This is a genomic window from Pseudomonas cichorii (genome assembly GCF_015471405.1).
GTDB lineage: Bacteria > Pseudomonadota > Gammaproteobacteria > Pseudomonadales > Pseudomonadaceae > Aquipseudomonas > Aquipseudomonas serbiensis.
On record NZ_BLVZ01000022.1, the window covers coordinates 24,539 to 46,451 of the forward strand.

A 21,913-nucleotide genomic window follows, 5' to 3' on the forward strand; every position below is an offset into this window, starting at 1 on the left:
GTTTGCGTTTGAACATCAGACCGAATGGAAAACCTCATGAAGCGTCTATGTGCCGCAGCCGATCTTCCCGAGGCAGAAAGCCGCGGGTTCGAAAGTGGTGGGCTGAAGCTGCTGGCAGTACGTCGCCAGGGTCAAGTGTTCGTCTACAGGAATCGTTGCCCCCATCGCGGCATTGCGCTGGAGTGGGAGGCGGACCGGTTTCTGGATGACAGCGCCAGCCTGATCCAGTGCGCCAGCCATGGCGCACTGTTTCTTGTCGAGAATGGCGAATGTGTTGCGGGGCCTTGCGAAGGACAATCGCTGAGCGCCATTGCCTGCCGGGAGGACGCCGAAGGGATCTGGGTCATGCTGCCGGATGAGGAGCAATAGTTCAGCTCAAACCCTGAACCTGCAAACGCCTGTCGATGCGTACCTCTTCCGGCGTCAGTTGAACCCCATAAGCCAACACCTCGACACCCGCCGCCACAGCTTCACGCAGCGCAGCGGCATAAGCCGGATCGATTTCCTCTGCCGGGCGAACCGCATCTATGCCGCTGAGGTTCACGCAATACAGCAAGACGGCACGCACGCCATCGCGAGCCAGTGCCGCCAGCTCACGCAAATGCCGGGCACCACGCTGAGTGACCGCGTCGGGAAAGGCCGCAACAGTTGAATCATCAAAGCCCAGCGTGACGCTCTTGACCTCCACATAGGCATAGCCTTCGGGGTATTCGAGGCGAAAATCCACCCGGCTTTTTTCCTGCCCGTAAGCCACCTCGCGCTTGAGTGCCGTAAAGCCATTGAGTTCGCTGATAACCCCGGCGCGCAGTGCTTCCTCGACCAGCGTATTGGCGCGCCCGGTATTGATGCAGGCAATGCGTCCCTGAGGCGTTTCGCTGATCTCCCAGGTCCCGGGCAGCTTGCGCTTGGGATCATTGGAGCGACTGAACCAGACTCGTCCTCCCGGCAGCATGCAATTGAGCATCGAGCCGGTATTGGGGCAATGAATGGTCAGCAACTCGCCGCTATCGGTCTCGATGTCAGCCAGGAAGCGTTTGTAGCGAATCAGCAAGCGACCTTGCTCAAGTTCAGGAGAGAAACGCATCAGCTTTTCCAGCTCCGCAAGCCACGGGCAATCCGCTCGACCGCCTCTTCAAGCCTTGGCAGGCTTTGGGTATAAGCAAAACGCACATGATGCACCGCCTGAAAGCGTCCGAAATCCAGCCCAGGCGTGAACGCGACGTGCTCGGTTTCAAGGAAGTGCCGACAAAACTCAAAGGCATCGCCACCGAAGGCGCTGATATCGGCATACAGATAGAAAGCCCCTTGCGGCTCGACCGCAATACCGAAACCCAGCTCGCGCAAGGCAGGCAGCAGGAAGTCGCGGCGGCGGCCGAATTCGGCGCGGCGCTGCTCGAAAATCTCGATGGTCTGCGGCTCGAAACAGGCCAGCGCGGCATATTGGGCCATGCTCGGAGCGCTGATGTAGAGGTTCTGCGCCAGCTTCTCCAGATCGGCAACGGCTTCGGGAGGCGCCACCAGCCACCCCAGACGCCAGCCCGTCATGCCGAAATACTTTGAAAAACTATTGAGGACGAACGCATCGTTATCGACTTCCAGCACGCTGCTCGCGTCAACGCCGTAAGTCAGTCCGTGATAGATCTCATCCACGACCAGATGACCGTTGCGCGCCTTGAGCGTCTGCGACAACGCGGCCAGCTCATCCACATGCAGAAGCGTGCCTGTCGGGTTGGCCGGGGATGCGACCAAGGCACCGACGCTGTCTTGATTCCAGTGCTGCGCTACCAGTTCTGGAGTCAATTGGTAACGCTCTTGCGGCCCGACCGGCACCAGTTGCGCGGCGCCTTCCACCAGACGCAGAAAATGCCGATTGCACGGATAACCCGGATCGGCCAGCAACCAGTGTTTGCCGGGATCGACCAGAAGACTGCTGGCCAGCAGCAATGCACCTGAACCACCGGGCGTGACAAGAATCCGCTCCGGGTCGATATCCAGTCGATAGCGCTGAGCGTAGAAACCGGCGATAGCCTGGCGCAACTCCGGCAGGCCGCGGGCTGCGGTATAACGGGTTTTACCCTCTGCAAGCGCCGCCTGCCCAGCCGCAATGATGGGCTCTGCCGTGGTGAAATCGGGCTCTCCGATCTCCAGATGAATGACATCGTGGCCCGCCGCCTGCAACTCATTGGCCCGCGCCAAAAGCGCCATGACATGAAAAGGTTCGATGGCGCGACTACGCTCACTGTAAGGCTGGGCCATTTTTCTTCCTTAAATGAAACACGAATCAGAAACATAACGGTCATGACCATTCGGCTAGATTCTAACCAAGCGTTTGCCGTGCCGTACTTTAAATCATGAAACGCCAGTACTTGTTGAACAGAAAATAAAAAGACCGGGACAGCTGCACGCCTTGATGACTGTGTGCTTGCGTTACAAGCGTCCTGTTCTGTAGAGAAGCGAGACGATGCTCGACAACCGGGAGTAGCGCACCACGATTTGATCTGGTAAGTTCGCCCGCTTGCAGCTGCAGGGCCGACAGGGGTCGGTGATGGAACAATCCTGCGCAATAGATTAGAAGAGTGAGAGGCGGTCCATACATGCCCACCCCAGAAAAGCAACAGAATCATCTAATCAGCGGCTTTGAACCCTACGTGGAAAAAGCGGGTGAAGAGTATATGGGCGAGCCCATGCGCGCGCACTTCACCAAGATCCTGAACAAGTGGAAACAGGATCTGATGCAAGAGGTCGACCGCACGGTAGACCACATGAAGGACGAAGCTGCAAACTTCCCCGACCCAGCAGACCGTGCCAGTCAGGAAGAAGAATTCAGCCTGGAACTTCGTGCCCGTGATCGTGAGCGCAAGCTGATCAAGAAGATCGACAAGACGCTGCAACTGATCCTGGACGAAGAATACGGCTGGTGTGAATCCTGCGGTGTGGAAATCGGCCTTCGTCGCCTTGAAGCACGGCCGACTGCCGACCTTTGCATCGACTGCAAGACACTGGCAGAAATCAAGGAAAAACAGGTCGGCAAGTGATCTGACGACCACCTTGAACAAAAAGACGCTTCGGCGTCTTTTTTGGTTTCATGAGTCCACTTCCTGGTTTGGATGCAACCATGAAAAACCCGGTTTACATCGGACGCTTTGCGCCAACTCCAAGCGGTTACCTGCACTTCGGCTCATTGGTCGCAGCGCTCGCGTCCTATCTCGACGCCCGTGCCGCAGGCGGCAAATGGCTGATGCGCATGGAAGACCTGGACCCGCCTCGGGAGGTCGCCGGGGCGCAAGCTGCGATTCTCGACACCCTTGAGCGCTACGGCTTTGAATGGGATGGTGAACTGGTCCGCCAGAGCCTGCGCCATGATGCCTATGCCGAAGTCCTGAATCGCTGGTTCAGTCACGGCCTGGCCTATGCCTGCACCTGTTCGCGCAAACAACTGGAAGGTTTCGAGGGCATCTACCCCGGTTTTTGCCGCAACGCCGGGCATGCAACCGAAGATGCCGCGATACGTATCCGCGTACCGGAGCTGGAGTACCGCTTCATCGATCGGGTACAGGGTGCCTTCAAGCAGCATCTGGGCCGCGAATCCGGGGACTTTGTCATTCGACGGCGCGACGGCCTGTATGCCTATCAACTGGCCGTGGTGATCGATGATGCCTGGCAGGGCGTTACCGATATCGTGCGCGGTGCCGACTTGCTGGACTCAACGCCTCGCCAGCTCTACCTTCAGGAGTTGCTGGGGCTGCCGCAGCCGCGTTACCTGCATGTGCCGCTGATCACTCAGCCCGATGGCCACAAGCTGGGCAAATCCTATCGCTCGCCACCACTGCCCGCCGATCAGGCGACACCTTTATTGCTGCGGGCATTACGAGCGCTCGGCCAGCCCACGACCAGCGACCTGGTCTACGGCAGCGCCCGTGAAGTGCTCGACTGGGGCATCGCGCACTGGGATGCAGCGGCAATACCGCGCACGAGCACAATTGAGGAAGCCCGAATAGACTGAGCTAGAGCGGTCGCGGAAAACTCGTACATAAGTAGACTTGCAGGTTGTACGGCATCCGTTACCATGCCGCTCCTTACTAGGGAGACCCTATGTATATTTACCGGCTGGTCTTACTCCTGGTAGTAGGCATCTACCTCTTCTCCCCGGCCATCATGGACTGGTGGATCGACGCGACAGGTGCCTGGTATCGCCCCTATATGCTGTGGCTGATCCTGATTGTGGTGACCTTCATTCTTCAGAGCCAGCGAGATGCCGATGAGCTTTAGCCTGACGCAGATGCTGCTGGTCAGCGCCGGATATCTGCTGTTCCTGTTCGGCATTGCCTGGATCAGTGAACGTGGCGTCATTCCACGCTGGATCATTCGTCACCCCCTGACCTACACCTTGTCGCTGGGCGTGTATGCCAGTGCATGGGCGTTCTATGGTTCTGTCGGCCTGGCGTATCAGTATGGCTATGGCTTCCTGTCCAGCTACCTCGGGGTTTCCGGGGCATTTCTGCTGGCCCCGGTGTTGCTTTACCCCATTCTCAAGATCACCCGCACCTACCAGCTTTCGTCCCTGGCCGACCTGTTTGCCTTTCGTTTCAGAAGCACCTGGGCTGGCGCGCTGACCACGGTTTTCATGCTGATTGGCGTGCTGCCGCTTCTGGCATTGCAGATTCAGGCCGTGGCCGATTCCATCAGCATCCTGACCCGTGAGCCGGTACAGGATCGGGTCGCCGTAGCGTTCTGTGCGTTGATCACGCTCTTCACCATCTTCTTCGGCTCACGGCATATCGCAACGCGGGAAAAACATGAAGGGCTGGTGTTCGCCGTTGCTTTCGAGTCACTGATCAAGCTGATTGCCCTGGGCGGCGTCGGGCTTTATGCCTTGTATGGCGTATTCGACGGCCCGCAGAACCTGGAGCTTTGGCTGCTGCAAAACCAGACGGCTCTGGCCTCGTTGCATACGCCGTTGCAGGAAGGTCCATGGCGCACATTGCTGTTAGTGTTTTTCGCTTCAGCCATCGTGATGCCGCACATGTATCACATGACCTTCACTGAAAACCTCAACCCGCGCTCGTTGGTCAGCGCCAGTTGGGGGTTGCCGCTGTTCCTGCTGCTGATCAGTCTGGCTGTGCCACTGATTCTGTGGGCCGGGCTCAAGCTGGGCGCCACCACCAGCCCTGAATATTTCACCCTGGGGATCGGCATCGCCGCCAACAGCAAGCCGCTGGCCTTGCTGGCGTATGTGGGCGGGCTGGCGGCTGCCAGCGGCCTGATTATCGTCACCACTCTGGCGCTTTCGGGGATGGCGCTCAACCATCTGGTGCTGCCGCTTTATCAGCCTCCGGCCGAAGGCAATATCTATCGCTGGCTGAAATGGACCCGGCGCGGCCTGATCGTGGCGATCATCACCGCAGGCTATTGCTTCTACCTGATGCTTGGTGCGCAACAGGATCTGGCCAACCTGGGCATCGTCGCCTTCGTTGCGACCCTGCAATTTCTCCCCGGTGTGCTGTCGGTGCTGTATTGGCCAACCGCCAACCGGCGCGGTTTCATCGCTGGCCTGCTTGCCGGAACGGCTGTCTGGGTTGTGGGCATGCTGTTACCTCTGATCGGTAACCTGCAGGGTTTCTATATTCCGCTGCTGAACATGATCTACGTGCTGGATGACACAAGCTGGCACATGGCGGCCATCGCCTCGCTGGCAGCCAACGTGCTGTTGTTCACTCTGATTTCGCTGTTCACCAATGCTAGCCCCGAAGAAGTCAGTGCTGCCGAGGCCTGTGCCGTCGACAATGTACGTCGCCCGCAGCGCCGCGAGCTGTATGCAGTGTCGCCACAGGAATTCGCCACGCAACTGGCCAAGCCGCTGGGTGCCAAGGCTGCGCAGAAGGAGGTCGAGCAGGCGCTGCGCGATCTGTATCTGCCGTTTGACGAGCGCCGCCCTTATGCCCTGCGCCGTCTGCGCGACCGAATCGAGGCCAACCTGTCCGGCCTGATGGGGCCAAGCGTGGCCCAGGACATGGTGGAAACCTTCCTGCCCTACAAGTCCGGCAGCGAGAAATACGTCACTGAAGACATTCACTTCATCGAGAGCCGCCTTGAGGACTATCACTCGCGCCTGACCGGCCTTGCCGCCGAACTCGATGCCTTGCGCCGCTATCACCGTCAGACCCTTCAGGAACTGCCCATGGGTGTCTGCTCGCTGGCCAAGGATCAGGAAATCCTCATGTGGAACCGGGCCATGGAAGAGCTGACCGGCATTGCCGCTCAGCGCGTGGTGGGCTCGCGCCTGGAAACCATCACAGAACCATGGAAAGGCCTGCTGACAGGCTTTATCAATGTACCGGACGAGCACTTGCACAAGCAGAAGCTCGCTCTGGACGGACAGACCCGCTGGCTCAACCTGCACAAGGCCGCTATCGACGAGCCGCTGGCCCCCGGCAGCAGCGGCCTGGTGGTGCTGGTCGAAGACCTGACCGAAACCCAGATGCTGGAAGACAAGCTGGTCCACTCGGAACGACTGGCAAGTATCGGGCGTCTGGCGGCCGGCGTTGCCCATGAGATCGGCAACCCGATCACCGGCATCGCCTGCCTTGCGCAGAACCTGCGCGAAGAGCGCGAGGAAGACGGTGAAATCAAGGAAATCAGCAGTCAGATCCTTGAGCAGACCAAGCGTGTCTCGCGCATCGTGCAATCCTTGATGAGCTTCGCCCACGCAGGCGCTCATCAGCATAACGACGAAGCCGTCTGTCTGGCCGAGGTCGCTCAGGATGCCATTGGTCTGCTGGCACTGAACCGCCGCAATTTCGAAGTCCAGTTCTATAACCTGTGCAACCCTCAGCACAAGGTCGATGGCGACCCGCAACGGCTGGCACAGGTGTTGATCAATCTGCTCTCCAACGCCCGCGACGCCTCGCCATCCGGCAGCGCTGTCAGGGTCAAGAGCGAAGCATCCGAACACACTGTAGATCTGATCGTCGAAGACGAAGGCAGTGGAATTCCGAAGGCAATCATGGATCGATTGTTTGAACCATTCTTCACGACCAAGGAACCGGGAGAAGGAACCGGGCTAGGTCTTGCACTGGTCTATTCCATCGTTGAAGAGCATTATGGACAAATCACCATCGACAGCCCGGCTGACCCCGAGCAGCAACGAGGCACCCGTATCAGGGTAACCTTGCCGCGCCATGTCGAAGCGACGTCCGCCGTGAACTGAGACCGTCGAGAGAACTGAATCGATGCCGCATATTTTGATCGTCGAAGACGAAACCATTATCCGCTCTGCCCTGCGTCGTCTGCTTGAGCGCAACCAGTACGAAGTCAGCGAAGCAGGATCGGTACCCGAGGCTCAGGAGCGTTTCAATATTTCGTCGTTTGACCTGATCGTCAGCGACCTGCGACTGCCTGGCGCTCCTGGCACCGAACTGATCAAGCTTGGCGAAGGTAAGCCTGTCCTTATCATGACCAGCTATGCCAGCCTGCGCTCGGCCGTTGATTCCATGAAAATGGGCGCAGTGGATTACATCGCCAAACCCTTCGACCACGATGAAATGCTCCAGGCTGTCGCACGTATCCTGCGTGATCGCCAGACCAGCTCAAGCCAGCAGGCAGAACGCAGTGCCCCCGCCAAAGCCAATGGTGCCGACAAGGGCGCCACGCACAACGGCGAAATCGGCATCATCGGCTCCTGCCCGCCCATGCTCGATCTTTACAGCAAGATCCGTAAAGTCGCGCCGACCGACTCCAACGTTCTGGTCCAGGGCGAGTCCGGTACCGGCAAGGAACTGGTCGCCCGCGCTCTGCACAATCTTTCGCGCCGCGCCAAGGCACCGATGATATCCGTGAACTGCGCAGCGATTCCCGAATCCCTGATCGAGTCCGAACTCTTCGGCCATGAAAAAGGTGCCTTCACCGGAGCCAGCGCAGGTCGCGCAGGCCTGGTGGAAGCCGCCGATGGCGGGACCCTGTTTCTCGATGAAATCGGCGAACTGCCTCTGGAAGCGCAGGCCCGACTCTTGCGGGTACTGCAGGAAGGCGAGATTCGTCGCGTGGGCTCCGTGCAGTCACAGAAGGTCGATGTTCGCCTGATCGCCGCAACCCACCGGGACCTCAAGACCCTGGCCAAGAATGGCGAGTTCCGTGAAGACCTTTATTACCGCTTGCACGTGATTGCGCTGAAACTGCCGGCACTGCGCGAACGCGGTAACGATGTACTCGAAATCGCCCGCGCCTTTCTGGTACGCCAGAGCGCCAAGGCCGGCCGTAACGACCTGAAGTTTGCCCCCGACGCTGAACAGGCGATCCGTCATTACAGTTGGCCGGGTAACGTGCGGGAACTGGAAAACGCAGTGGAACGTTCGGTGATCCTGTGCGAAAGCCCGGAAATCTCTGCCGACCTGCTGGGCATCGATATAGAACTGGACGGCCTGGACGAAGACGAATACATGGGGCTGGCCCCACTGAGCGCTTCCGCGAACTCGACCAACAACGAGCCTACCGAAGACCTCTCACTGGAAGACTACTTCCAGCATTTCGTTCTGGAGCATCAGGACCACATGACCGAGACCGAACTGGCGCGCAAACTGGGCGTCAGCCGCAAATGCCTGTGGGAACGCCGCCAGCGCCTGGGCATTCCACGCCGCAAAGGGGTCGCCAACGAAACCTGAGAAGGCTCTGCGTCGGGGTGCGCAGGTCAGTTAACAAAACTGTTACCTTCGTACCTCCTCCGTAACAAAAGCCGGGTCTTACGGTAACGAAGCCCGGCTTTTTTGTACCTGACCCAAAAGCCGGATACCCGCAAAGCCCCGGTTTTACTGGGTTCGCAAAAGTTGGCACACCTTCTGCTATATGCTTAGTACAAGAAGAACAACAAGCAGTACGACACCCATAATAAAAATAAGACGAATCGACTCACGCATAACAAGAACAACACGGCGGAGGCGCAGCTAACTGATTCTTTTGGAGAGGAGTTGTATTTGGGGCTTGCCCCGCAACCAGGCCGAGAACAATAAAAACTACCCTTAGGTAGCGCCTGAACTGGTTGGATCGAATGATCATTGCAACGCAGCGACCAAAGCAATCCGTTTGCTCTTGACTCCCGATTGGGAGATTTCACAGGCGAAACCCTGTGAATGGGCACTCAACAAAAACAAGAAGCCCAAAAAGACAATAAAAATAAAGAGCACGCACTTTGGGGGAGCTTCGGCTCCCCCAGTAGCTTCCAGAGCTTTTACATCCCTTCCTCTTGATGCCGATGCGCAGCGTCCTACACCATCCCCCGACTAAATGCTAGAATCCCCGCCCATCGTGCGGCCATTCTTCATTTTGGCCGAATATTCCTTCAAACAGTGCATCCCATGCTGAAGAAGCTGTTCCAGTCATTCCGTTCCCCACTGCGTAAACCGCAGCAACACACGCGCACCACGCCTGAAGTGCTCAATAGCAGCCAGCACTCGCTGCAACGCAGCCAGTTCAGCCGTCATGCCGTCAATATCGTCGAACGCCTGCAAAACGCTGGCTACCAGGCCTATCTGGTCGGCGGTTGTGTACGCGACCTGATGCTCAATATCGAGCCAAAGGACTTCGACGTGGCGACCAGCGCCACTCCCGAGCAGGTACGTGCAGAATTCCGTAACGCCCGGATCATCGGCCGCCGCTTCAAGCTGGTCCATATCCATTTTGGCCGGGAAATCATCGAAGTCGCGACCTTTCGTGCCAATCATCCTCAGGATGAGGACGAAGAGGACAGCAACCAGTCCTCGCGCAATGAAAGCGGCCGCATCCTGCGTGACAACGTCTATGGCACGCTGGAAGAAGACGCCCAGCGCCGTGACTTCACAATCAACGCGCTGTATTACGATCCGGTCAGCGAGCGGGTTCTCGATTACGCCAACGGCGTACACGATATTCGCAACCGCCTGATCCGCCTGATTGGCGACCCGGAGCAACGCTACAAGGAAGACCCGGTACGCATGCTGCGGGCCGTGCGCTTCGCGGCCAAGCTGGATTTCGGCATCGAAAAACACAGCACCCTGCCGATTCGCCCGCTGGCCCCGATGCTGCGTGATATCCCGTCGGCCCGTCTGTTTGAAGAAGTGCTCAAGCTGTTCCTGTCCGGCCACGCCGAGCCCACCTTTGAAATGCTGGTGGACCTGGAGCTGTTCGAGCCACTGTTCCCGGCCAGCTCCAAGGCCCTGGAATACAACCCGACCTACACCCATACCCTGATCAGCCAGGCCTTGATCAACACCGACCTGCGCATCAAGCAGAACAAGCCGGTCACTCCGGCATTCCTGTTCGCTGCCCTGCTCTGGCCGGCACTGCCAGCCAAGGTACTGCGCCTGCAAGAGCGCGGCATGCCGCCGATTGCTGCCATGCAGGAAGCCGCCCACGAGCTGATCATCGAGCAATGCCAGCGCATCGCGATCCCCAAGCGTTTCACCATGCCGATCCGCGAGATCTGGGACATGCAGGAACGTCTGCCGCGCCGCTCCGGCAAGCGCGCCGACCTGCTGCTCGACAACCCGCGCTTCCGTGCCGGTTACGACTTCCTGCTGCTGCGCGAAACCGCTGGCGAGCAGACCGACGGCCTGGGCGAGTGGTGGACCGATTATCAGGACAGCAACGACAGCGAACGCCGCGACATGATTCGTGACCTGAGCAACAAGCCTGAAGCGGCCGGCACCGGTCCACGCAAGCGTCGTCGCAGCAGCGGCGCCAAACGCAAGCGCTCAGACGCCGAGGCGTCGGGTGAGTAAGCAGTCGACCCTCGAACGTGTCTATATCGGCCTGGGCAGCAATCTTGCTGACCCGGCCGAGCAATTGCGTCATGCCCTCGATGCAATAGCGCAACTGCCACAGAGCCAACTGGCAGGCGTCTCGTCCTTTTACGTCAGCGACTCCCTGCTGCCCGGCCAGCCCCGCTATACCAATGCGGTAGCAGCGCTGGATACATCACTGGCACCGCTTGAGCTGCTCGATGCATTGCAAGGCATCGAGCTGGATCAAGGCCGCGAACGCCATGAACGCTGGGGGCCACGCACGCTGGACCTGGATATCCTGCTGTTCGGCGAGCGACTTATCGACGAGCCACGCCTGAAAGTGCCGCACTATCACATGCACGCCCGGCCCTTCGTGCTCTACCCTTTGGCAGAACTCGCCCCCCGACTGCATCTGGCAGACGGACGCGCCCTGAGCCAGTTATTGGCCGACTGTCCATTCGCGGGTCTGGAGCGTTTGTCCGCTCAGGCGTAACGCTGTTGTGTCACCCGTTACGCCGCATCTGTAACCGATGATGAAAACGGGTAACACCTGCAATTGACTTCATGCCCCCTCCTCACGAAGATAGGCCTCCCGCCGCCAACCCAAGGGTGAACGGGCGTGAAACAGGCCTTTGCGAAACACCGCGACACGACGGTGTGCCTGCTTTTCCAAGATGAATCGCCGCAGTGTGCATAGCGCCTGATGGAGACTTTAAATGCCTGATATAACTGTTACGTCGCTGCTGGCACTCAAGCAGAAAGGTGAAAAAATCACCATGCTGACCTGCTACGACGCGACCTTCGCCCACACCGCCAGCCAGGCAGGTGTCGAAGTGTTGCTGGTTGGCGACTCGCTGGGCATGGTCCTGCAAGGGCATGACAGCACCTTGCCTGTTACCACTGCCGAAATGGCTTATCACGTTGCCTGCGTCAAACGCGGCAATCAGGGCGCGCTGATTCTCGCCGACCTGCCGTTCATGGCCAACGCCACCCTTGAGCAGACCTTCAGCAACAGCGCGGCACTCATGCAGGCTGGCGCACACATGGTCAAGGTCGAAGGTGCCGCGTGGCTGGCCGAATCGATACGCCTGCTCGCCGAACGCGGGATTCCGGTATGTGCCCACATGGGCCTGACACCGCAGGCTGTGAACGTGCTGGGCGGTTACAAGGTTCAGGGCCGCCTGGAAGCCCAGGCACGCCAGATGCGCGCTGACGCAATTACTCTGGAGCAGGCCGGTGCGGCCATGATCCTGCTGGAATGCGTACCGAGCGAACTGGCCGAGGAAATCACCCAGGCCGTTAAAGTCCCGGTCATCGGCATAGGCGCTGGCAGCTCCACCGACGGCCAGGTGCTGGTGCTGCATGACATGCTCGGCCTGTCGATCAGCGGTCGCGTCCCGAAATTCGTCAAGAACTTCATGGTCGGCCAGCCGGATATCCAGTCCGCTATCCAGGCCTACGTCATCGCAGTGAAAAACGTCAGCTTCCCGGCAACTGAACACGGATTCTCGGCATGAACACAGTAAAAACCGTACTGGAACTGCGCGCAGCCGTTGCTCGCGCCCGCAGCGAAGGTAAACGGATCGGCTTGACGCCCACGATGGGCAACCTGCACAGCGGGCATACGGCACTGGTCACTCGTGCATCCCAGCGTGCAGACTTCGTGGTAGCCACCATCTTCGTCAACCCGTTGCAGTTCGGCCCCAACGAAGACCTGGCGAGTTACCCGCGCACTCTGGCTGCCGATCAGGAAAAACTTCTGGAAGCAGGTTGCAACCTGCTGTTCACGCCCAGCGTCGAAGAAATGTACCCGCACGGCATGGCTGATCAGACGCTGGTCAGCGTCCCGCACCTTTCCGAAGGGCTGTGCGGTGCAAGCCGTCCAGGCCATTTCGATGGTGTCGCCACCGTCGTCAGCAAGCTGTTCAACATGGTGCAGCCCGATCTGGCCGTGTTTGGCGAAAAAGACTTCCAGCAACTGGCTGTGATTCGTGCCCTGGTCCGGGATCTGAACATGCCGATCCAGATCATTGGCGAGCCGACCGTGCGCGCCAGCGATGGCCTGGCCCTGTCATCGCGTAACGGTTATCTGAGCGAAGAGCAACGCGCCAAAGCGCCTGCGCTGTATCGCGTGCTCAGTACGGTAGCCGACGGCATTCGCAACAACGAAGACATCAATGCCCTGATCGACATCGGCAAAAGGACGCTGGAAACCGAAGGTTTCCGTATCGACTATCTGGAAGTGCGCGAAGCCACCAGCCTGCGTCCTGCGACCGGACAAGACCGGGACCTGGTCATTCTGGCTGCAGCCTTTCTGGGCAAGACCCGCTTGATCGACAATCTGCACCTGACCAAGGAATAACAACAAGATGCAAACCGTGATGCTCAAAGCCAAACTGCACCGCGCAGAAGTCACCCACGCCGTGCTCGACTACGAAGGCTCATGCGCCATCGATGGCGAGTGGCTGGACCTGTCCGGCATTCGCGAGTACGAACAGATCCAGATCTACAACATCGACAATGGCGAGCGTTTTACCACCTACGCCATCCGTGGTGAAGAAGGTTCGCGCATGATTTCGGTCAATGGCGCAGCGGCCCACAAGGCAAAGGTCGGCGACCGTGTGATCATCTGCGCCTATGCTCAGTACTCCGACGCCGAGCTGGTCAATTTCAAGCCGCGCATGCTCTATATGGCGCCGGGCAATGAACTTAGCCATACAAGTAATGCCATACCGGTACAGGTTGCTTAAGCAATCCATACACCGAATAGCTAAAAGCCCGGTCACTGACATGTGTGAAATAGTACCGGGCTCAGGTAAGACAGAGCGCAGACAAACAGGCATGCGGAGGGTAGTCTCCGTTACGTTGCCGAGCATTCGAGTTTGCGACCTGGCTTTTCAACCTCCAAGGCAGTTCAAGTTAAAGGAAACCCGCAGCGATGGCGTACTACCGCAATCCTTCTGATGTGACCGCTCTGCCCGCCTGGCAAGCGCTGAGTCAACACCGCCAAGCCATGCAGGATTTCAGCATGCGCGATGCGTTCAATGCAGATCCGCAACGCTTCAGCCAATTCACCCTCAGCAGTTGCGGCCTGTTTCTCGACTACTCGAAAAACCTGATTACCGGCGAAACCCAGGATTTGCTGGTCAATCTGGCCAATGAAGTCGGCCTGAAAGAAGCTATCAAAGCGCAGTACGACGGCGAACTGGTCAACTCTTCAGAAGGTCGTCCGGCCCTGCATACCGCGCTGCGCCGCCCGGTTGGCGACAAGTTGCTGGTCAACGGCGTCAACGTGATGCCGGAAGTCCACAAAGTCCTCAACCAGATCACCGAACTGGTCGGGCGCATTCACGATGGCCTCTGGCGCGGCTACACCGAGAAACCCATCACCGACGTGGTGAACATCGGTATCGGTGGCTCGTTCCTCGGCCCGGAGCTGGTCTCCGAAGCACTCTTGTCGTACGCCCACAAAGGCGTGCGCTGCCATTACCTGGCCAATATCGACGGCAGTGAATTCCACGAACTGTCGATGAAGATTCGCGCCGAAACCACGCTGTTTATCGTGTCGTCGAAATCCTTCAATACGCTGGAAACCCTGAAGAACGCTCAGGCAGCACGCGCCTGGTATCTGGCTCAAGGGGGCTCCGAGGCCGAGCTGTATCGCCACTTCATCGCGGTATCGAGCAACAACGCTGCGGCGGTGGCCTTCGGTATTCGTGAAGAGAACATCTTCCCGATGTGGGACTGGGTTGGCGGACGTTACTCGCTGTGGTCGGCCATCGGCCTGCCTATCGCGCTGGCCATCGGCATGTCCAACTTCAAGGAATTGCTGTCCGGTGCCTACACCATGGACCAGCACTTCCAGAGCGCGCCTTTTGAAAAGAACATGCCGGTTCTGCTGGCACTGCTGGGCGTCTGGTATGGCAATTTCTGGGGCTCGCAGAGCCACGCGATCCTGCCTTACGACCACTACCTGCGCAACATCACCAAGCACTTGCAACAGCTGGACATGGAATCCAACGGCAAGAGCGTGCGCCAGGACGGTACTCCGGTTTCCACCGATACCGGCCCGGTCATCTGGGGTGGCGTCGGCTGCAATGGTCAGCACGCTTACCACCAGTTGCTGCACCAAGGCACCCAACTGATTCCGGCTGACTTCATCGTGCCGATCGTCAGCTTCAACCCGGTTTCCGACCATCACCAGTGGCTGTACGCCAACTGCCTGTCGCAAAGCCAGGCACTGATGCTGGGCAAGACCCGCGCCGAAGCCGAAGCCGAGCTGCGTGAAAAAGGCCTGCCGGAAGATCAGGTGCAGCAGATTGCGCCGCACAAGGTCATTCCGGGCAACCGCCCGAGCAACACGCTGGTGGTTGAACGCATCAGCCCACGCCGTCTGGGTGCGCTGGTGGCCATGTATGAACACAAGGTCTTCGTGCAGAGCGTGATCTGGGGCATCAACGCCTTCGACCAGTGGGGCGTCGAGCTGGGTAAAGAGCTGGGCAAAGGCGTTTATCAGCGCCTGACCGGCGGTATCGAAGACCCTGCCGAAGATGCTTCGACTCAAGGCCTGATCAACTACTTCCGCGGGCGTCATCGCGGCTGATCGAGGTCGAAACAGGGGCAGATTCATTTGCGATGACGGTATTGAACACGACAAATATCTGTCGGATGTGACGGCCTCTCGCGAATGAATTCGCTCCTGCTCTGTAATGCCGATACAAAACTTGTAGGAGGCAGCTTGCAGGCGACAAGGCTCCTACTCTCTGTAGAAGCTGCCCGTTGTTTCAAAACGAGAGCACATGGAATTCATTCGTCGTCGTATCGAAACTCAGGTCATAAGCCTGACCGGATTGTCATTGGGCCAACTGGATCTGGAAAATCCCAAGGGCGATCCCGGTCTGTTCGGCCCGCAGGCCATTTGCTGGCGCGTGCATGGCGACTTCACCAGCATGCTGATCGGCGGCATCAGCGCCTTGATGTTGCAGGCGCTTCATCCCCTGGCATTGTCCGGTATCTGGGATCACTCCAACTTCCGACAGGACATGCTGGGCCGGCTGCGTCGCACCGGACAGTTCCTGGCTGGCACAACCTTTGGCGCCACCCACGATGCGAACTGGCTGATCGAAAAGGTGCGCACCATCCATCTACAGATCACCGGAACCGCGCCCGATGGCCGGCCTTACGCCGCCAGCGATCCCGAGCTGCTGACCTGGGTGCATGTAGCGGAAGTCAGCAGCTTTCTCGCGGCACATCTGCGCTATCTCAACCCTGAGTTGTCACTGGCCGATCAAGACACCTACTACGCTGAAACAGCCCTTATCGCCGAACGCCTGGGCGCACGTGATGTACCCGGCTCACGCCAGGAAATTGCCAGCTATCTGGAGAACATACGCGGGCAACTGCTGTGCGACGAGCGCAGCCGCGAGGTGATACGCCTGTTGCTCAACGAGCCGGCCCCCAACTGGCTGGTCAAACCGTTCGGCGCCCTGATGATGCAGGCCGGGATCGACCTGCTTCCACTCTGGGCCTGCGAGATGCTCGATGTCGAGCAAGGCCCTCTGCGGCGCAAGATGATTCGAGCTGGAGTCAATGGCAGCGCCCCGATACTGCGCTGGGCCGTGCGCAACGGCTCCATTCATCGGGCACAGCGAAGAATGGCGCCTGGATAAGGTGACCGCCGGGTTCTCGGTTGGAACCCCGGTTTGCAGATGTGCCAACATGAGCCGATTGATCACACAGAGCCGCTACCCGGCTCAGCCCCAATAACAATGAGGATCAGCACCATGCAAGACGTCGTTATCGTTGCCGCCACCCGGACTGCCGTGGGCAGCTTTCAGGGCTCACTGGCCAGCGTGCCCGCTGTGGAACTGGGCGCTGCGGTTATTCGCCAACTCCTGACCCGGACCGGTGTGGATGGCGGGCAGATCGATGAAGTCATCATGGGCCAGGTGCTGACCGCTGGTGCAGGCCAGAACCCTGCACGTCAGGCTGCGATCAAGGCCGGGCTGCCGTTTGCCGTGCCTGCCATGACCCTGAACAAGGTCTGCGGCTCCGGCCTCAAGGCTCTGCATCTGGCAACCCAGGCGATTCGTTGTGGTGATGCCGAAATCATCATTGCCGGTGGCCAGGAGAACATGAGCCTGGCCAATTACGTGATGCCCGGCGCACGCACCGGTCTGCGCATGGGCCACGCTTCTCTGGTGGACACCATGATCAGCGACGGCCTGTGGGACGCCTTCAACGATTACCATATGGGGATCACGGCCGAAAACCTCGCCGACAAATACGAAATCAGCCGCCAGGCCCAGGATGAATTCGCGGCCACTTCGCAACAGCACGCGGTCGCGGCCATCGAAGCCGGGCGTTTCGTGGATGAAATCACCCCGATCCTGATTCCGCAGCGCAAAGGCGACCCACTGCACTTCGATACCGATGAACAGCCACGCGCCGGCACCACCGCCGAATCCCTGGGCAAGCTCAAGGCCGCCTTCAAGAAAGACGGCACAGTCACCGCTGGCAATGCCTCGTCCATCAATGATGGAGCAGCGGCCGTGATGCTGATGAGCGCCGCCAAAGCCGAACAACTGGGGTTGCCGGTGCTGGCGCGCATAGCCGGCTATGCCAATGCTGGCGTAGACCCGGCCATCATGGGCATCGGCCCGGTCAGCGCGACACGCCGCTGTCTGGACAAGGCCGGCTGGGCACTGGAAGAGCTGGACCTGATAGAAGCCAACGAAGCGTTTGCCGCGCAGTCGCTATCGGTTGCCAAGGAACTGGGCCTGGATCTGAACAAGGTCAACGTCAATGGCGGCGCCATCGCCCTGGGTCATCCCATCGGCGCATCTGGCTGCCGCGTGCTGGTGACGCTGTTGCATGAAATGATCAGGCGCGACGCCAAAAAAGGGCTGGCTACGCTCTGCATTGGCGGCGGTCAGGGTGTCGCACTGGCGCTGGCTCGCTGATTTATGGTGTCTGGCCGATCGCTCTCATGCCTGTGGGAGCGATCGGCAATCTCTCCTCGCCCTGTAACTGGTAAACTCCCGCGCCTAATTCCAGCCCAAGGCGCTCTGCATGTCTTCCTTGAATCAGGCGCTCAGCGTCGCCCTCGATAACCGTCAAAACCTGCTGGCCGAGCTACATCAGCAAGGGACGGACTGCTATCGCCTGTTTCACGGCAGCCAGGAAGGTGCCAGCGGCTTGACCATCGACCGCTATGGCCCGCAACTGCTGGTACAAAGCTTTCATAACACGCTGGATCTGGACTCGTTGCTTGGGCTGCACGCACAGGTCAATGCCCGGTTGGGCCTGGAAACCTTGCTGGTTTATAACGACCGCTCGCAGGGCAACTCGCGCATCGACCGCCAGGACCCGGTCTACAAGCCTCAAGAGGCCGCTCTGGAGGACCTGATCGGTCACGAGTGGGGCCTGAAATATCGGGTGCGCGGCCGTCATACCGGGCAGGACCCGCTGCTGTTTCTCGACCTGCGCAATACACGCGGCTGGGTCAAGGCGCACAGCAAGGGCAAAAGTGTATTGAACCTGTTTTCCTACACCTGCGGCGTCGGCTTGAGCGCTGCTGCCGGTGGCGCGAGTGAAGTCTGCAATCTGGACTTTGCCGAGAGCAATCTGGCCGTGGGCCGTGAAAACGGAGCCCTCAACCCGCACTTGCCGCCGATGCAATTCATCCAGTCGGATTATTTCCCGGCCATTCGGCAACTGGCAGGCTTGCCGGTCAGTTCGCGTCGCGGGCAAAAACTTCCAGCCTACACAAGACTTGAACAACGTCAGTACGATCTGGTGCTGCTCGACCCGCCAGCCTGGGCGAAAAGCGCCTTCGGCACGGTCGACCTCCTGCGTGACTACCAGAGCCTGCTCAAACCGGCACTCCTGAGCACTGCCGAAGACGGTGTACTGATCTGCTGCAACAACCTGGCAAAAGTCAGCATGGACGATTGGCGAGAGCAGGTTCTGCGTTGCGCAACCAAAGCTGGCCGACCGGTACGTGACTGTCAGGTCATTCAGCCTGCCGCAGACTTCCCTTCACAGGACAATCAGCCTCCGCTCAAAACGCTGATTCTGCAGTTCTGATATCGCCTCGTATTAAAGGAAATTTCCTACGACGCTGGGAGGCTTTGCCTTTTGAACCCAATGGGCGTGCCATACTCCAAGGAGCTCCGAAAGAAAGAGACAAAGCCCCACATGTCCAAAGGATTGAAACGTACTCTTGGCACTTTGCTGGCTGTATTCGTGCTTTACAGCCTGCTGGGCTTTTTCATTCTGCCCGGCATTGCCCTGCGTATCGCCAACCAGCAGTTGAGCAACTACTCCACCGTTCCGGCAAAGCTCGAACGCCTGGAACTCAATCCCTACAGCCTTGAACTGACTCTCTGGGGCCTGAACATCGGCATTCCAGGCAAAGAGCAGATTGCCTTCGAGAAGCTGTATGCCAACCTGCAGATCGACAGCCTCTGGAGCGGTGCGCTGCATCTGCAAAAGGTAGAGCTGAGCACTCCGAGAACCGAGCTGCTGTTCGACAAGGCCGGCCAGCTGAATCTGGCGCAACTGTTCAAGCTGCCGCCCAGTGAACCCGCCAAGGATGAGCCCGCAAGCAAACCCTTCCCGCTGCGTATCGATGAAATAAAGCTGGCCGACGGCTATGTACACTTTCAGGACATGCGCCCCGGCGAGCCCATTGAGTTCCTTTACGACAAGCTGAACCTGGAGTTGAAGAACCTCAGCACGCTCCCTGAAGACAACGCAGACATGACACTGGTCGCCGCTGGCCCCGATGGCGGCCAGATCGACTGGGTGGGGCGCATCAGCCTCGTGCCGATCACCTCCGAGGGCACGCTCAAAGTCACCGACAGCAAGATGAAACTCTGGTGGCCGTATGTTCGCGATGCCCTGCCACTCGTATTGAAAGACGGTGTACTGAACTTCAGTACCGCCTACACGCTCGACCTGAGCAAGGAAACCGAACTCAAGCTCAGCAACGCAGCGGCCAGCATCGCGCCGTTCTCGCTCGATGCGCCTGACGGGAGGCCACTGGTACGCCTGCAGCGTCTGGAGGTCAGCGAGACTTCGGTGGATCTGGCCAAGCAGCTTGTCACTGTCGGCAAGATCCGCAGCAACAAGCTGGAAACCTGGGCGGCCCGTGAAGCGGATGGCCAACTGGACTGGCAGAAGCTGTTTGCCAGCCAACCGGCAAAACCAGCACCGAAAAAACCGGAAATCGATGCCAAGGCTGCCGAGCCTGCCTCTTCCGCCGATGCCCAACCCCAGACTGCCGCTCGCCCCGCGCCTCCGGCGAAACCCTGGCAGGTGCTGCTACGAGACGTGCAACTGCGCGACTATCAGGTTCATCTGGCTGACCGAGTGCCTGCAGAAGCGGTTGCACTGGACGTCGGCCCCTTGAATCTGGACCTGCAGAACTTCGACAGCCTGAACAAATCGCCCTTTACCCTCAAACTCGATACCGGGCTAGGCAAGCAAGGCAAGCTGACAGCAGCGGGCGACGTCAATCTCAGCCCGGTCAGCGCACGCCTGAAGGTCACGACACGGGACATCGACCTGCGTCTCGCTCAAGCCTATATCAGCCCGTTCATTCGCCTGGAAATGCGCAGCGGGATGCTGGACAGCGATATTGCGCTCGACCTGAAAAGTACCGAGCCTCTGGCGCTGGGGGTTACCGGCAAGGCTCAGGTCAATCAACTGCACACGCTCGACACCCTCAAGCAGCGCGACTTCATGAAGTGGCAGCGCCTGGAGGTTGAAGGCCTGAACTATCAACATGGCGACAACCTGTCGATTACCCAGGTCAATCTGGAGCAGCCTTATGCACGCTTCATGATCAATGACGACCGGACCACCAATATCGACGACCTGCTTATTCCCCAGCCTGCCGACAAGCAGCCTGCCAAAGACTCGCCCAAAACAGCTGGCAATGAAAAACCGCTGGGTATTCATATCGGCGAGGTCAACATCAAGGACGGTTCGGCCAACTTCGCCGACTTTACCCTGACACCCAACTTCATCACCGCCGTGCAGCAGCTCAATGGCCGTATTGGCACCATCGATAACCGTCAGGCCAAACCGGCACCGGTCAATGTCGAGGGCAAGGTGGACCGTTATGCCCCGGTCACCATCAAGGGCAGCCTCAACCCGTTCGATCCGATGGCCAGCCTCGATATCGCCACCAGCTTCAAGCGTGTAGAGCTGACCACACTGACGCCCTACTCCGGGAAGTTCGCCGGGTTCCGAATCCGCAAGGGCCGCCTTAATCTCGATCTGCATTACCTGATCACCCAGGGCAAGCTGAAGGCCGAAAACAAGGTGCTCGTCGAGCAGTTGCAACTGGGCGAGAAAGTCGACAGCCCCGACGCGGTGGACTTACCGATTCGTCTGGCGGTCGCCTTGCTCAAGGACACTCAGGGCCGGATTGCACTTGAGCTGCCGGTCGAAGGTGACCTGAACAACCCGCAATTCAGCGTCATGCCGATTGTCTGGCAAACCCTGCGTAATCTTGTGCTGCGCGCGGCCCAGGCGCCCTTCAAGTTATTAGGCGGCCTGGTCAGCGGTGGTGGCTCTGAAGATTTGGGCAATGTGAGTTTCGCGCCCGGTTCCAGCGAGTTGAGCAGTGACGCCACAAAAGCTCTGGATACACTTGCAGCAGCACTCAGGGAGCGCCCTGCCCTGCGCCTGGAGATCGAAGGCACCAGCGCGGCCAGCAGCGACGGCCCACTGATCGCCCAGCAGCGCCTGGAGCGTGAATACCAGTTCACTTACTACAAGATCATGCAACGCCGTGGTGACAAGGTCCCGGCCAGAGCCGCCTTGTTGCAAGTGCCTGAAGACGAGAAAGGCCCGATGCTCGAAGGCATCTATCGCGCCCGCCTCAAGCAGCAGCCACCGGCAGAGTGGACGGACCTGGGCAAGGAAGAGCGCCTGAACAGAATGCGTGCCGCCGTGCTCAAGTTCTGGAGCGGCAACGAGGTCCTGTTGCGTGAACTGGGTCAGGACCGGGCTGGCAGTATCAAGGACTATCTGGTACAGAAGGGGCAACTGGAAGACGAACGTATCTATTTCGTCGATGCACACCTGGGTCAGGCACAAGCAGATGGCCGGGTTATCAGCCCACTTCATCTGGACAGCGAGTAAACGAC

At 59.0% G+C, this 21,913-nt stretch carries 18 protein-coding genes; 16 read left to right on the top strand and 2 right to left on the bottom strand.

Annotation, left to right across the window (positions count from 1 at the left end):
• Nucleotides 1-36 precede the first annotated feature (36 nt).
• The gene (locus JL015_RS26135; RefSeq protein ID WP_201020523.1) at nt 37-369 is read left to right on the top strand and encodes a Rieske (2Fe-2S) protein; all 333 of its coding nucleotides are present in this window, start codon (nt 37-39) and stop codon (nt 367-369) included.
• A 1-nt stretch (nt 370) separates the two neighbouring features.
• Here the strand turns inward: JL015_RS26135 and sfsA are convergent, their stop codons facing one another.
• Nucleotides 371-1,084 carry a DNA/RNA nuclease SfsA gene (sfsA, locus tag JL015_RS26140; protein WP_201020524.1) on the bottom strand — a complete coding sequence of 238 codons (714 nt, stop codon included), beginning with the start codon at nt 1,082-1,084 and terminating at the stop codon, nt 371-373.
• Nucleotides 1,084-2,256, bottom strand: a complete 1,173-nt coding sequence (locus tag JL015_RS26145) for a pyridoxal phosphate-dependent aminotransferase (protein ID WP_201020525.1) — start codon at nt 2,254-2,256, stop codon at nt 1,084-1,086. Before JL015_RS26145 ends, sfsA begins: the two co-directional genes overlap by 1 nt.
• Before the next feature lie 338 nt (nt 2,257-2,594).
• On the opposite strand from JL015_RS26145, the gene dksA reads away from it, so the two are divergent.
• The 15 genes from dksA (at nt 2,595) to JL015_RS26220 (ending at nt 21,908) form a co-directional block, all read left to right on the top strand.
• On the top strand, nt 2,595-3,035 hold the full coding sequence (gene dksA / locus JL015_RS26150) for an RNA polymerase-binding protein DksA (protein WP_117166288.1): 441 nt from the start codon (nt 2,595-2,597) through the stop codon (nt 3,033-3,035).
• Nucleotides 3,036-3,115: 80 nt separating this feature from the next.
• The gene (gluQRS, locus tag JL015_RS26155; protein WP_201020526.1) at nt 3,116-4,003 is read left to right on the top strand and encodes a tRNA glutamyl-Q(34) synthetase GluQRS; all 888 of its coding nucleotides are present in this window, start codon (nt 3,116-3,118) and stop codon (nt 4,001-4,003) included.
• 89 nt (nt 4,004-4,092) lie between these two features.
• A complete protein-coding gene (locus JL015_RS26160) occupies nt 4,093-4,269 on the top strand; it encodes a hypothetical protein (RefSeq protein ID WP_002552060.1) in 177 nt (58 codons plus the stop codon).
• Nucleotides 4,253-7,207 carry a sensor histidine kinase gene (locus JL015_RS26165; protein WP_201005484.1) on the top strand — a complete coding sequence of 985 codons (2,955 nt, stop codon included), beginning with the start codon at nt 4,253-4,255 and terminating at the stop codon, nt 7,205-7,207. Before JL015_RS26160 ends, JL015_RS26165 begins: the two co-directional genes overlap by 17 nt.
• A gap of 22 nt (nt 7,208-7,229) precedes the next feature.
• Nucleotides 7,230-8,657 carry a sigma-54-dependent transcriptional regulator gene (locus JL015_RS26170; RefSeq protein WP_201020527.1) on the top strand — a complete coding sequence of 476 codons (1,428 nt, stop codon included), beginning with the start codon at nt 7,230-7,232 and terminating at the stop codon, nt 8,655-8,657.
• Nucleotides 8,658-9,347: 690 nt separating this feature from the next.
• Nucleotides 9,348-10,748 (top strand): polynucleotide adenylyltransferase PcnB, encoded by a 1,401-nt coding sequence (locus JL015_RS26175; RefSeq protein ID WP_201020528.1) that lies wholly within the window; start codon nt 9,348-9,350, stop codon nt 10,746-10,748.
• The gene (gene folK, locus JL015_RS26180) at nt 10,741-11,244 is read left to right on the top strand and encodes a 2-amino-4-hydroxy-6-hydroxymethyldihydropteridine diphosphokinase (protein WP_201020529.1); all 504 of its coding nucleotides are present in this window, start codon (nt 10,741-10,743) and stop codon (nt 11,242-11,244) included. The genes JL015_RS26175 and folK overlap by 8 nt, the downstream gene beginning before the upstream one ends.
• A 223-nt stretch (nt 11,245-11,467) precedes the next feature.
• Complete coding sequence (gene panB, locus JL015_RS26185) at nt 11,468-12,268, top strand: 3-methyl-2-oxobutanoate hydroxymethyltransferase (RefSeq protein ID WP_201020530.1); 801 nt, start codon at nt 11,468-11,470, stop codon at nt 12,266-12,268.
• Nucleotides 12,265-13,113 carry a pantoate--beta-alanine ligase gene (gene panC, locus JL015_RS26190; protein ID WP_201020531.1) on the top strand — a complete coding sequence of 283 codons (849 nt, stop codon included), beginning with the start codon at nt 12,265-12,267 and terminating at the stop codon, nt 13,111-13,113. The genes panB and panC overlap by 4 nt, the downstream gene beginning before the upstream one ends.
• A gap of 7 nt (nt 13,114-13,120) precedes the next feature.
• Entirely contained in the window at nt 13,121-13,501 is a 381-nt protein-coding gene (panD, locus tag JL015_RS26195; protein ID WP_201020532.1) for an aspartate 1-decarboxylase, read from the top strand.
• Nucleotides 13,502-13,689: 188 nt separating this feature from the next.
• Nucleotides 13,690-15,354 carry a glucose-6-phosphate isomerase gene (gene pgi, locus JL015_RS26200; RefSeq protein WP_201005496.1) on the top strand — a complete coding sequence of 555 codons (1,665 nt, stop codon included), beginning with the start codon at nt 13,690-13,692 and terminating at the stop codon, nt 15,352-15,354.
• A 196-nt stretch (nt 15,355-15,550) separates the two neighbouring features.
• On the top strand, nt 15,551-16,420 hold the full coding sequence (locus JL015_RS26205) for an oxygenase MpaB family protein (protein WP_201005497.1): 870 nt from the start codon (nt 15,551-15,553) through the stop codon (nt 16,418-16,420).
• A 114-nt stretch (nt 16,421-16,534) separates the two neighbouring features.
• The gene (locus JL015_RS26210; protein WP_201020533.1) at nt 16,535-17,713 is read left to right on the top strand and encodes an acetyl-CoA C-acetyltransferase; all 1,179 of its coding nucleotides are present in this window, start codon (nt 16,535-16,537) and stop codon (nt 17,711-17,713) included.
• A gap of 109 nt (nt 17,714-17,822) precedes the next feature.
• Nucleotides 17,823-18,839: a class I SAM-dependent rRNA methyltransferase gene (locus JL015_RS26215; protein ID WP_201020534.1), complete on the top strand. Its 1,017-nt coding sequence runs from the start codon at nt 17,823-17,825 to the stop codon at nt 18,837-18,839.
• A 60-nt stretch (nt 18,840-18,899) separates the two neighbouring features.
• Entirely contained in the window at nt 18,900-21,908 is a 3,009-nt protein-coding gene (locus JL015_RS26220; protein ID WP_445177111.1) for a DUF748 domain-containing protein, read from the top strand.
• Nucleotides 21,909-21,913 lie beyond the last annotated feature (5 nt).